At 68.1% G+C, this 12,618-nt stretch carries 10 protein-coding genes and 1 pseudogene; 6 read left to right on the forward strand and 5 right to left on the reverse strand.

Annotation, left to right across the window (positions count from 1 at the left end; genetic code table 11):
- The first annotated feature begins 157 nt into the window (after nucleotides 1-157).
- Nucleotides 158-622, forward strand: coding sequence for a PH domain-containing protein (locus EXE46_RS06840; RefSeq protein WP_137687681.1), 465 nt, complete (start codon nucleotides 158-160; stop codon nucleotides 620-622).
- Nucleotides 619-2,496, forward strand: a complete 1,878-nt coding sequence (locus tag EXE46_RS06845; protein WP_137687682.1) for a PH domain-containing protein — start codon at nucleotides 619-621, stop codon at nucleotides 2,494-2,496. Before EXE46_RS06840 ends, EXE46_RS06845 begins: the two co-directional genes overlap by 4 nt.
- Nucleotides 2,497-2,514: 18 nt before the next feature.
- On the opposite strand, the gene EXE46_RS06850 is transcribed toward EXE46_RS06845, so the two are convergent.
- Nucleotides 2,515-3,660, reverse strand: coding sequence for an acyl-CoA dehydrogenase family protein (locus EXE46_RS06850; protein WP_137687683.1), 1,146 nt, complete (start codon nucleotides 3,658-3,660; stop codon nucleotides 2,515-2,517).
- 177 nt (nucleotides 3,661-3,837) lie between these two features.
- Here EXE46_RS06850 and EXE46_RS06855 point away from each other — a divergent pair, with 177 nt between their 5' ends.
- Nucleotides 3,838-4,899: a phytoene/squalene synthase family protein gene (locus tag EXE46_RS06855; protein WP_137687684.1), complete on the forward strand. Its 1,062-nt coding sequence runs from the start codon at nucleotides 3,838-3,840 to the stop codon at nucleotides 4,897-4,899.
- 103 nt (nucleotides 4,900-5,002) lie between these two features.
- On the opposite strand, the gene EXE46_RS06860 is transcribed toward EXE46_RS06855, so the two are convergent.
- The 3 genes from EXE46_RS06860 to guaB all read right to left on the reverse strand — a co-directional run bounded on the left by EXE46_RS06860 (nucleotide 5,003) and on the right by guaB (nucleotide 9,309).
- Complete coding sequence (locus EXE46_RS06860; protein WP_137687685.1) at nucleotides 5,003-6,997, reverse strand: DEAD/DEAH box helicase; 1,995 nt, start codon at nucleotides 6,995-6,997, stop codon at nucleotides 5,003-5,005.
- Between the two features lie 72 nt (nucleotides 6,998-7,069).
- Nucleotides 7,070-7,657 (reverse strand): HalX domain-containing protein, encoded by a 588-nt coding sequence (locus EXE46_RS06865; protein ID WP_137687686.1) that lies wholly within the window; start codon nucleotides 7,655-7,657, stop codon nucleotides 7,070-7,072.
- A 164-nt stretch (nucleotides 7,658-7,821) separates the two neighbouring features.
- Nucleotides 7,822-9,309 (reverse strand): IMP dehydrogenase, encoded by a 1,488-nt coding sequence (guaB, locus tag EXE46_RS06870; protein WP_137687687.1) that lies wholly within the window; start codon nucleotides 9,307-9,309, stop codon nucleotides 7,822-7,824.
- Between the two features lie 522 nt (nucleotides 9,310-9,831).
- Between guaB and EXE46_RS06880 the strand changes: the two genes are divergently transcribed.
- From EXE46_RS06880 to EXE46_RS06890, 3 genes are all read left to right on the forward strand, one after another.
- Nucleotides 9,832-10,851, forward strand: a complete 1,020-nt coding sequence (locus tag EXE46_RS06880) for a DUF5794 domain-containing protein (RefSeq protein ID WP_137687689.1) — start codon at nucleotides 9,832-9,834, stop codon at nucleotides 10,849-10,851.
- Nucleotides 10,852-10,955: 104 nt separating this feature from the next.
- Nucleotides 10,956-11,183, forward strand: a complete 228-nt coding sequence (locus tag EXE46_RS06885; protein ID WP_137687690.1) for a DUF5795 family protein — start codon at nucleotides 10,956-10,958, stop codon at nucleotides 11,181-11,183.
- A gap of 134 nt (nucleotides 11,184-11,317) precedes the next feature.
- Nucleotides 11,318-12,424: a site-specific integrase gene (locus tag EXE46_RS06890; protein ID WP_137687691.1), complete on the forward strand. Its 1,107-nt coding sequence runs from the start codon at nucleotides 11,318-11,320 to the stop codon at nucleotides 12,422-12,424.
- 73 nt (nucleotides 12,425-12,497) lie between these two features.
- On the opposite strand, the pseudogene EXE46_RS06895 reads toward EXE46_RS06890, so the two are convergent.
- Nucleotides 12,498-12,618 (reverse strand): annotated as a pseudogene (locus EXE46_RS06895) (IS1595 family transposase); the annotation flags it as partial.

Consider the following 12,618-nt stretch of genomic DNA (forward strand, 5'->3'; position numbering starts at 1 on the left):
GTGATATCGGTTTCGGCAATTGTTGCGTCCGGTAGAACGTGTCTATCACGGTCACTTCGGTCGCGACGAACCGTCGGCTGACCGTTCCGGTCGGACTTATACGTCGGGGCCGTCAATCGGCGGTCATGACACGCGGACACGCGGCGGGGGACCGTCGATGACGGCACAGACCCTCCACCCCCGAGTCCAGATCGTGTGGATCCTCCGAGCGGTGTTGGTCTCGGCGCTCGTCACCGCCCCGTTCGTCGCGGGCGCGTACCTCGAGTACCTCCCGCGGTGGGCGCCGGTCGCCGTCGGGGCCGTCGTCCTCGCGCTCACGGTGGCGCACGCGCTGCTCAAGTACCGCCGCTGGAGCTACGAGATCCGCGAGGACGCCCTCTACCTCGACCGGGGCGTGATCACGCAGGTCCGGACGACGGTGCCGCTGGTGCGGATCCAGCACGTCGACTCGCGCCGCGGCCCGATCGAGCGGACCGTCGGGCTGGCCTCCTGCGTGGTGTACACCGCCGGATCGCGGGGCGCCGACGTGCGGATCCCCGGGCTCACGCCGGACGGCGCGAGCGACCTCCGCGAGGAACTGAAGCGGCTGGCGATCCGCGCCGACGGGGAGGACGCGGTGTGAAGCTGGCGCCGCAGTCGGTTCCGTACCGCGCGCTCCAGAAGGCGGCCGGGACCGCCGTCGCGCTGTTCGTGATCGTGAACAGCGGCGGGTTCGGCCTCCCGATCGCGGTCGGCGGCGGCGCCGCGATCCTCCTCGCGGCCTTCGCCTACGAGGTCGCGTACTACCGACGGTTCGAGTACGAGCTCACCGAGGACACGCTCGACATCTCCTCGGGCGTGATCTCCAGACGCGAGCGGGAGATCCCGTACCGGCGGATACAGAACGTCGACGTGAGCCGCGGCGTGGTCCAGCGCGCCATCGGCGTCGCCGCGGTCGATCTAGAGACCGCGGGCGGCTCCAGCACCGAGGGGTCGATCCGCTTCGTGACGCCCGACGAGGCGACCCGGCTCCAACGCGAGGTCCAGCGCCGGAAGTCCGGCGCCGGTCGGCGGGACGAGGGCGACGAGGCGGCCGCGACCGGCACGGCGGACCGCGACGCGGTCGAGGGCGGCCGCGACGACGCCTTCGCTCCCAAGGAGGAGGTCCTGTTCGCCATCTCCCCGAGCGAACTGGCCCTCGTCGGCGCGCTGTCGTTCGACGGGCGACTGATCGGGCTCCTCGCGTTCCTCAGCTCCGGGTCGTTCCCGGTGCTGTCAGGCTTTCTGCCGGAGACGTCCGCCGCCGCGCTGACCGCCACGGCGATCGTCGGGGTCGCGGTCCTCTTCATCGCGTCGTGGCTCATCGGAGCGGGGGTCGCGTTCTCGAACTACTACGGGTTCCGGCTCTCTCGTGCCGGCGACGAGCTGCGCTACGAGCGCGGGCTGTTCCGTCGGTACAGCGGGTCGATCCCGACCGAAAAGGTCCAGACGCTGCGGATCACGGACAACCCGGCCAAGCGCGCGCTCGGCTACGCGAGCCTCTCGATCGAGACCGCCGGGTACGCGCCCGGGCAGGGGGGTGACTCCGGCAACCAGTCCGCCGTGCCGATCGCCGCGACGGACCGGGTGTACCGGCTCGCACACGAGATCGAGTCGTTCGGAAGCCCGGAGTTCAGCCGCCCGCCGAAACGGATACGGTGGCGGTACGCCGTCCGGTACGCGCTGATCGTCGGCCTCCTCACGGGGATCGCGTACGGGGTAAATTGGTACGTCTCTCCGTCGCTTCCCTGGTACGGCGTCGCCGCGCTCCTCCTCGCCGTTCCGCCCGCGGCGCACCTGAAGTGGAAGCACCGCGGCTACTGGATCGGGGAGGACCACCTGCTCACGCGGAACGGGTTCTGGAGTCGCACCGTCGCCGTCGTGCCGTACTACCGGATCCAGAACGTGATCGACAGCCGCACCGTGTTCCAACGGCGCTGGGGCGTCGCGACGATCGTCGCCGACACGGCGGGGACCGGCTCGCTGACCGGCAGCGACGCCGCGGCCGTCGACTTCGAGATCGACGAGGCGGAGGCGCTGCGAGAGACGCTCACCGAGCGCCTCGCGATCGCCGTCGCGGAGCGGCGACAGTCGGAGAGCGACTCCTTCGAGTGGCTCGACGACGACGGGAGCGAGCGCGCGGCCGAGATCGACGAGACAGTCGGAGAGGTCGGTGCCGATGAGACAGTCGGAGAGGTCGGTGCCGATGCGGAGCCCGACGAGCCCACCGGAGACGGCCCGGAGATACCCGACGACGGCGTCGTCCGTCCGGACTTCTCGCCGAGCGACCGCGACTACTCGGAGCCCGCGGAACGGATCGACACGGGCGAGTACGCGGTCGACCAGAACCCGTCGGACGCGGACGTCGCGCACGGGCCGAACGCGGGCGGCGACCGGGACCGAAGCGGGGCGGAGAGCGAGCGAGAGGGCGGGAACGACGACAACGACGAGAGCGACGACGCCGACTCGCGGGACTGAGGTGCGCCGCGGAACTCCCTACTCGTCGAGGAGCTGTTGGGCGATCGTGTTGCGCAACACTTCGCTCGTCCCCTCGTAGATCTCCGAGAGCTTCGCGTCGCGGTAGAAGCGCTCGGCGGGGAAATCCTTGGTGTAGCCGTAGCCGCCGTGGATCTGAATCCCCTCGTTGGCGACCTCGCGGGCGATCTCCGAGGCGTACAGCTTCGCCTGCGCGGCCTCCTTGATGAAGTCCTCGTCGCGCATCTTCAGGTCGGCCGCCTCGTGCATCAAAAGCTCCGCGGCGCGCGCCTTTGTGTCCATGTCCGCGAGCTTGTGCTGGATCGCCTGAAAGTCGCTAATGGGGCGGTCGAACTGCTCGCGCTGCTGGGCGTACGACGTCGCCTCGTTGAGCGCGGCCCGCGCGATGCCGACCGAGCGCGCCGCGATGGTGATCCGGCCGCCGTTGAGCGTCTTCAGCGCCTGAACGAACCCCTCGCCCTCCTCGCCGAGCCGGCGCTCCTCGGAGATCCACATGTCGTCGAACCGGAGCTCGGCGGTCGGACACCCCTTGTCGCCGAGCTTGTCTTCCGTCCCCTCGACGACGAATCCGTCGTCCTCCTCGGGGCGAACGACGAACGACGAGATGCCCTTCCGCCCCGCGTCGGGGTCGGTCTTCGCGAACAGCGTGACGGTGTCGGCGACGGAGCCGTTCGAGATCCAGAGCTTGCCGCCGTCGACGACGTAGCCGTCGCCGTCGCGCTCCGCGGTCGTCGACATCGCGGGCACGTCCGAGCCGGCCTCGGCCTCCGAGAGCGCGAACGCGCCGATGTCCTCGGCGGTGTTCAGGGCGGTGAGGTACTCCTGTTTCTGGGCCTCGTCGCCGAACTCGTAGATCATGTTCCCGGCCAGCGACGTGTGGGCGGCGACGACGGTGCCGAGTCCGCCCGACCCCCGAGCGATCTCTTCGAGCCCGATCGCGTAGCTGTGGTAGTCGAGGCCCGCCCCCTCGTACTCGACCGGGAACGGCATGCCCATGAGGCCGAGGTCGGCCATCTCCTCGACTAGATCGGCGGGGAACTCGTCGGTCTCGTCGATCTCGGCCGCGCGGGGGACGACCTCCTCGTCGACGAACTCCGCGACGGTGTCGCGGATCTGACGCTGCTCTTCGGTGAGCGTGAACTCCATGAATCGGCGTTCGGCCGGGCGGACTTAGCCGTTTTCACACGGTTGTACACGGGTCGACGGTTCGTCGAGGCGATCGGGGGCGGAGGCGTGCGGTTTCGGTCGCTCTCCCCGCGACCGACGCTCGGCGGACGTTCCACGAGGCTTTTTATGCGTTGTGCCGTAAACACTGGCAACTGAATGAGCGGACGAGAACACGCCCCCGGCGAGGCCGACCTCGCGTGGTGTCACGAGGCGGTCCAAGGGGTCTCGCGGACCTTCGCGTTGACTGTCGACGTGTTAGAGGAGCCGATGGCGTCGCAGATCTGCGTGGGCTATCTCCTCTGTCGCGTCGCCGACACGGTGGAAGACGCCGGCCACATCCCACCGGACGCCCAGAGCGACGTGTTGCGGACGTACCGGCGGGCGATCGACCCGGACGACGAGACCGAAATCGGCGAGTTCCGCGAGGCGGTCGACGAGTGGCTGCCGGCCGAGCGCGACGAGGACTGGACCGTCGTCGCGGAGTCGCCCACCATCGCCGCGACGTTCGAGGAGCTCGACCCCGAGGCCCAGGAGGCCATCGTCCCGCCGGTGTTGGAGATGGTCGACGGGATGGCGATGTTCGTCGACCGTCACGCCACGGAGGGCGGTCTCCGAATCGACGACCGCGACGAGTTAGAGCAGTACTGCTACTACGCGGCCGGGACCGTCGGCAACCTCATCACGAACCTGCTCACCCGCGGCGACATCGGCGAGGAGCGTGCGAAGCGCCTGCGGGAGACCGCCGAGGAGTTCGGCCTCCTCCTCCAGCTCGTGAACGTCTCAAAGGACGTCTACGACGACTACACCGAGGAGAACAACGTCTACCTCCCCGCCGAGTGGCTCGAAGCGGAGGGCGTCGACCAAGAGCGCGTCGTTCACCCCGAGAACCGCGAGTCGTCCGCGCGCGTCGTCGACCGGACCGCCGACTACGCCCGCTCGTTCCTCGACGACGCGCAGGCGTACCTGGAGACGATGCCGCTCTCGAACGGCAACACGATGGAGGCGTGGACCGTCCCGTACCTGCTCGCGGTCGGTACCCTCCGCGAGCTCGGGAGCCGCCCGGAGGACGCGCTCACCGAGACCGGCGTGAAGGTGTCCAGACAGGAGGTGTTCGCGGTGATGTCCGCCGCGAGCGACGTCGGCCGCGACTCGCTGGCGGAGCTGCGACAGACCATCGCCCGAACGCCGTTCCACCGCGCGGTCGGCTCGGCCGACTGAGCCGTCGACGGTCGGCTCCGGCGGCGATCGACCGGCCTCTCTCGTTCCTTCTTTCGCGGCCGCGACCGACCCTGATTCTTCCAGTCGCGACCGACTCCGCCACTCACAGCCGCGACCGCGCCCGCGACACCGCGGGGACGCGCACGCCGGTCGTCTCGCCGAGCGCCTCGGCCGCGCTCAGCAGCCACTCGGCGCGCTCGACCCGGGAGTCGAGGTCGCCCGGCCCGATACGGTAGCGCTCGACCAGCTCCTCGACGGTCGCGCCGCCGATCCACTCGTCTAAGATGCGCGCGGTCTTCACCGACTCCAGCCAGCCCTCGAAGTCGTCCGGCTCGGTCATGTCCGTGGTCAGGTGCGCGGCGTTGGTCCGCGCGAACTGGTAGATCTCGGCGCGCTCGGCGTTACCGAGGTAGGTGTCCTGCATGTCCGGCGTGTCGCAGATCACCTCGAAGGCGGTGAGCGTCGTCGCGTCCGACAGGTCCGCGGCCGTCCGCAGTCCGGCGACGATCCGCTCGCCGGTCTCCGGCCGGACGTACTGCTTCGAGGTGGTCTCGCCGACGGCCGTGGCGACGAGGCGGTACTCCTCGATCCCGCCCGTCTCCCGGGCGACCATCCCGGCGGCGACGAGGTCGTCGACCGCGACGGCGACCGCGTCGGCGAGGCCGCCCGCGCCCGCCTCCCGCGCGTAGAACGTCCCCTCGAACACGTCGAGGATCTCCGACTCGGTCGCCGCGAACTCCGTCGCGATCGCCGCGAGGACGTGCGTCCGGAGCGCACCCGGATCGGCGAGCTGCGACTCGACGGCCTCCGGCTCGCCCTCGACGTACCGCTCGCGGACTTCCGCGCGCGTGTCGGCGTCCGCGACGAGGACCGCCTCGCCGTGGGGGTCGAGCCCCGGACGCCCCGCCCGCCCGCACATCTGGTGGACCTCCAGCGTCGGGATCCACGACATCCCGCCCTCGCCGTACCGGCGCTGGTCGCGGACGACGACCCGGCGGGCGGGGACGTTGACGCCGGCCGCCAGCGTGGGCGTGGCGCAGATACAGGCGACGTTGCGCTCGCGGAACGCGGACTCGACGACCGCGCGGTGGCCGGAGCGGAGCCCGGCGTGGTGGAAGGCGACGCCCGCGCGCAGGCAGTCCGCGAGCTGTCGCCCCGTGAGCGTCCCGTCCACGTCGGTGGCCTGCTCGGCCGCCGCGGCGGCCGCGTCCTCCACCCCCAGCTCCGCGGCGAGGCCCTCCTCGGCGAGCCGCTCCGCGAGGTCGACCGCCTCGCGGCGGGAGCGGACGAACGCGAGACACTGCCCGCCGTCCGCGACCGCGTCGGCGACCAGCGCAGCCGTGACCTCGGTCGGGTCGCTCTCGGCGTCCGGGCCGTCTCGGTCGGCGTCGAGATCGGAACCGGCGCCGGCCGCCGAGTCGGCGTCGTCCGCGACGTCGACGGAGAGGCTCGTCCCGTCGTCGAACGCGACCTCGCCGGCGACGGCGACGCCGGTCCGGAGATCGACCGGGCGCCACTCGGATTCGACGAGGGCGGCGTCGAGCCAGTCCGCGATCGCCTCGGGGTTGTCGACGGTCGCCGACAGCGCCACCGTCTGGAGGTCGGGGTTCCGCCGCCGGAGCGTCGACAGCGTCACTTCGAGCGTCGGCCCGCGACGCTCGGCGCCGAGCAGGTGGATCTCGTCGACGACGACGCAGGCCAGCTCGTCGACCCACGAGGCGCCGTTCCGGATCGCGGAATCGACCTTCTCGCTCGTCGCGACGACCACGTCGTTGCCCGCGAGCGCCTCGCCCGTCGCGTCGAAGTCGCCGGTGGAGATCCCCACGTCGACGCCGGGCAGCGCCGCGAACGTCTCGTACTTCTCGCGGGCGAGCGCGCGGAGCGGACAGACGTACAGCCCGGGGCCGTCGGCCGTCAGCAGCGCGAGCTGGGCGACGAGCGTCTTGCCGGAGGCGGTCGGCACCGCGGCCACGACGTCGGCGCCCTCGCAGACGCCCGCGTCGACCGCCGCGCGCTGCGGCGGGTACAGCTCGCGCACGCCGCGCTCGGCGAAGTGGTCGACGACGGGCTGAGACAGCGGCAGGTCCCGGACGCGCATGTGCCTCTCGTTCGGCGGGACCGGTGATAAAGAGTCGGCGGTAATCCCCCTCGGGCTACGGCATCTCCCCGGCTACGCGTCGGTGTCGAAGTCCTGAAAGAGCTTCTCGTAGTCCTCGTCGTCGGTCGCGACCGCGTCCCGGGACTCGTCGGCCCGCTCGCGGAGCTCTTCGATCCGGTCGGTGAGCCGCTGGTACTCCTCGTTGCTCGCGAGGTCGCTCGCGCTCTTTTCGGCCTCCAGCATCGCCTTCTTCGAGGTCAGCGAGAACAGGTCCTGGACCTCGGTGTCGTACTCGCCGCGCCGCAGCAACCCCTCGACGGTCTCTCGGAGGGTGTCGCTGGTGACGGGTTTCACCAAGTAGTCGTCGAACCCCATCTCCAAGATGTCGAAGTCGGGCTCGACGGCGGTGACCATCGCGATCCGGCAGTCGATGCCGCGGTCCCGGGCGGCCGTGAGGACCTCGTCGCCCGAGAGGCCGGGCATCCGTCGGTCGAGGAGTATCGCGTCGACCTCGTCGTCGGCCTCGTCGAGTTCGTCGAGGGCCTCGCGGCCGCCGTACGCGGTTCGCACGCGGTACTCGTCGCCGAGCCAAGCGGCGTACAGGTCGGCCAGATCGGGTTCGTCCTCGACCACGAGGACCAGCGGCGGTTGCTCACTCATGGATGACGGGAGCGAGGGGGTGTTCGCTCACACGTTTCGTCTCGCCGCTGGCTATATTAAAATACCTCTTCGACACGCCGTCCGAATGGTCGGTCGACCGGCGGCGAGGTCGGCCACCGGGACGGAGGCGAGACCGGACGCCTCCGGCCGGCGACCGGTCGCGGTTACTCGTCCGGGCTGTAGTTGGGCGCCTCGTCGGTGATCATCACGTCGTGCGGGTGGCTCTCGCTCTGGCCCGCCGAGGAGACGCGGACGAACTCCGCGCGCTCGTGGAGATCGGGGACGGTCTCGGCGCCGACGTACCCCATCCCGGAGCGCATCCCGCCGGTGAGCTGGTGGAGCTCGGAGCCGAGGCTTCCCTTGTACGGCGTCGCCGCCTCGACGCCCTCGGGGACGAACTCCTCGTCTTCGTCCTCCTCCTTGAGGTAGCGGTCGCCGCCGCCGGACTTCATCGCGCCGACGGAGCCCATCCCGCGGTACTGTTTGTACTTCTTCCCCTGCATCGTGATGACGCGCCCCGGCGCCTCGTCGGTGCCGGCGAAGTAGGAGCCGAGCATCACCGCGTCGGCGCCCGCCGCGATGGCCTTGATCGCGTCGCCGGAGTAGCGGATGCCGCCGTCGGCGATCACGGGCACGCCGTGGTCGGCCGCGACGTCCGCGACCTCCGCGACCGCGGTCATCTGGGGCATGCCCGCGCCGCTGACCACGCGCGTGGTACAGATAGAGCCCGGGCCGATGCCGACCTTCAGCCCGTCGGCGAAGTCGACCGCGGCCTCGGCCGCCTCGCGCGTCCCGACGTTACCGACGACGACGTCGGCGTCGACGGTCGCCTTGATCGCCTCCGCGGAGTCGAGGACGTTGAGGTTGTGGGCGTGCGCGCAGTCGATGAAGACCACGTCGACGCCGGCCTCGTCGGCCGCGACGGCGCGCTCCTCCTCGAAGGGGCCGACGGCGACGCCGGCGATCAGCCGTCCCTCCTCGTCCCGGGCGGCCTCCTCGTGTTCGCGGCGCTGGAGGATCCCCTGCATCGTCACCAGTCCGACGAGCCGGTCGTCGCCGTCGACGACCGGGACGCGCTCGATCTTGTGGTCGTACATCAGTTCGAGCGCCTCGCGCGCCTCGACGTCCTCCGGCGCGGTGATGACCTCGTCGGTCATCGCCTCGCGGACGGCGTCGTCCTCGCCGACCTCGAGGTACGGGCGGATGTCGGTGCCGGAGATGATCCCGAGGACGGTGTCGTCCTCGGCGACGACGGGGGCGCCGGAGACGCCCTGCCGCTCCATCACCGCGTCGGCCTCACGGACGGTGTCGTCCGGCGAGACGGTGACGACGTTCTCGCGGCGGATGACGAGCTCGTGGGCGCGCTTGACGCGCTCGACCTCGGCGGCCGTCTCCTCGACGGTCATGTTGCGGTGGAGGACGCCGAGCCCGCCCTCGCGCGCCATCGCGATGGCGAGGTCGCTCTCGGTGACGGTGTCCATCGCCGCCGACAGCACGGGAACCGTGAGTTCGACGTTTTTCGACACGCGGGTGGAGAGGTCCGCGTCGTCGGGCTCGACCCGGCTCTCCTTCGGGCGGAGTAGTACGTCGTCGAACGTCAGCGCTTCGGGAACGTCGAGCTTCGCCGAGAATCGGCCAGAATCTGTCGCCATATAATCCGTCACGAACGGCCGATGAAAAGCGTTGCGAGATGGCACGGACGTGGGCGTTAGTCACATCCGAACCCGCGTTGTATACACGTCTGTGCCCAGTTATCGGTCGAGAACCCGGTGGCTGCGAGCGCGACGGACGGGCCTCACCGTCAGAACCTGATTGTCGGTCGCGGCGGCCGAAATCGAGAGATGATCGGGGAACGCCGGAGAGAGCTGACGTATCGTCGTCGAACCCCCAGCTTCGCCGTCGATGATCTGTGTCGTGCGGACGGGTCTCACACAACCTTTAACGCGACCGAAACACGTATATTAGATATGGACTCCGACAGTCCCGTGAACGCGCGCATCGCCGGCCAGCCGAACGCCGCCCTCGGCGTCCGCTTTACAGCCGGCAATCCGCGCAAACGCTTTACATGGGCTCGTCGGACCTTCCGCGGCGTGGACTCCGCGTGCTGGTCCCCGGACCACTGCGAGTCGCACGCGTCCCACCGCCACCCCGACGGTCAGGGCTATCGTCCCTAAATGAGCACGTCACGTCACCCGGTCGCCCTGCGATTAGAACAGCAGGTCGGGAGCGCGACGAAGCTGCTCGCGACCGTGATGGCCCTGCCGCTCATCGACGGCATCTTCCCGGCGTTAGTCGTCGCCGGCGTCCTCGGATCGGCGACGGGCGTCGTCGAGACCGGGATCCTGATCTTCGGCGGCTCCGCGACCGCCGCGGTGATCCTCGCGGAGATGGACGGCTCCCGGCGGGAGATGGCGGCCTCCGTGCTGCTGATCGGCGCGGTGATCATTCCTGTCGCCGCCGTCGAGGCCGCGCTCGCGCCGACGCTCCAGGAACTCCTGAATCTGTCCATCTTCGAGCGGTTCGCCGGGCTGGTCATCCTGACGATCGCCGCCAAGACCGCCAGCTCGGAGATCGGCGAGTACCTGCCGAGCCCGGGTGTGATCATCGGGCTCGGCCTCGTCGCGAGCTTCGACCCGTCGGGAGTCACCCTGCGGACCTCGACCGAATACGTGGTCAACGGCACCGCGGCCGCCGCGGTCGGCGTGGGCTTCGCGCTGTCGATCGCGCTGCTGTCGCCGCACCTCCGCGGGCGCGTCGACATCGACCGGTTCCGGTTCGGCTCCGCGGTCGCGCTGGGCGTGCTCGCGTTGCCGATCCTGCTCGGTCCGTTCGACCTCATGCAGACGGACGCGCCGGTCGCGCTCGCCGTCCTCGCCGTGACGGCCCTGTTCGCGTACGACCCGAACTCCGACGGCGTGGGGCCCGTTCCGGGCGACGACGCGCCCGATGACGAGGCGCCCGACGACGACGCGCCCGACGGCTCCGCGGACGGGGATGACGCGTCCCCGACCGACGCCGGCGACGACTCCGAGGAGGCGCCGAGCGAACCGCCGCTCGACGCGCCGCCGGCGGGGCCCGCTTCCGTCGTCGACGACGACGTGGCCGTCCTCGCGAACGGCGGCGACGCGCGCGAGAGCGACGACGACGGGTCGGACCCGTTCACCGACGACGACTCCCGCGCGCCGTGGCTGTAGCCTGACGTCGCCGGCCGCGACCCCCGCGTTCGACTCGGTTCGGTCGGCACCGCGCGGGCCGCGCGTGTCGCCGGGGTTTAGGCACTCGACCCCGAACGGCCGCTATGTCGAACCGCGTCGTTCAGGGGCGGATGGTGACGCCCGAGAAGCTCGCAGAGCTGGTCGAAGGAGAGTCGGTGTTGGAGGCCGAGTCGATCGCGGACGCCGACCGCGACTGTCCGGAGTGCGGCGGCGACGTCATCTCGGTCGGATACATGCCGAGCGTGACCGAGTTCGTCACCGGCTACAAGTGCCAGGAGTGCTCCTGGGGAACTACAGATCGGGACGAATAGGGCCTCATACCGACGGAATTGAGGCTTCTGCTGGTGCGACCACAGCTCCGCGTACAGAATCAGTTACGAAATCCAAGTTTCGGGAAACCCGTCGCGGTCCCGTGATTTTGGATACTTTTCGCGCCAGTAGACAAATGAGTGACAAGATAAAAGGGATCCCACTAATCCCAAACGGAACTGAATCGACTCTCAACCAACGACAAGTGGAGGACTACAAGCATCACCGTGAGAAGTTCCTCACCTGGTGTCTCACACAGGGCAAGTCTCCAGAAACAAGTACGGGCTACTCGGAATCAACAATGAATGTCCGTCACTACCGCGTGAATACCTTCTACAGATCCATCTGGGAAGATGGAGGCTATACAACCTCGGTGACTCATGATGATGCCGACTCCTACCTCCGTGAAATCGCGCTCTCAGACTATGCTGACACTACGAAATCTCACATCTACAAATCACTTAAAACGCTGTTCAGGTGGCGAGAGCACGCTTTCGACATGGATCCCTGGGAACCCGAGCTCACGTTCTCATCTGGTAGTGGTACGTCGACATCACGTGATTATCTGACGAAAGATGAACGCACTCGAATACGCGATGCATCGCTCGAGTACGGTTCAATTCCGAACTATAACAGCTGTACTCCCACAGAGAGAGATCGATACAAGGGGTTCCTAGCCCGTCGATTCGATGTAGCAAAAGAGGATATTGGCTTGGAGCACTGGGAGCGTGCCAATGGGTGGAAGATCGCCTCTCTCGTGTTCGTCTCACTTGATACTGGACTCAGGCCAATTGAGGTCAACCGAGCCAAAACCTATTGGGCAGACACCAGTGCCCGGACAATTCGGATCCCAACAGAGGAGTCCTCAAAAAGCGAAGAAGCTTGGGATCCGGTTATCAGTGACCGTACTGCGACCATCTTGGAACGGTGGCTCGATCAACGCTCATCAATTCCAATGTACGACGACAGTGACACTCTCTGGATGACCACCAAAGGAAATCCGTATAACTCACGTTCGCTCTCATACCTCATCGATCAACTCTGTGAGACTGCTAACATCGCAACTGAAAACAGACAGGTGACGTGGTACTCGATTCGTCGAGGACTCGCAACGGGGCTAATCGATGAAGCAGACTTGAGTACTGCTCGAGATCAACTTCGCCACAAAAATATTGAGACAATTGCGAGATATGACCAGAGTCCACCAGAGCGACGTCGAGACGCACTAGACAAGATCGGATAATCACTAGTAGCAGCCAATCTATTTCATTTCAGTCAGTGATGATCACTGGATAATGAGTGATACTGTGTCGCTCTTATGTAGAACTGCGGAAAGCCCCCATAACAAGGCAATCAACGGTGATATCGACGGATGCGCCGGTGAGGTTCAACGATCTGATGAGGCCAAACGTCTGAGCGGCCTGTTCCAAGCCCTGC

This window comes from Halorubrum sp. GN11_10-6_MGM (assembly GCF_005435165.1).
Lineage (GTDB): Archaea > Halobacteriota > Halobacteria > Halobacteriales > Haloferacaceae > Halorubrum.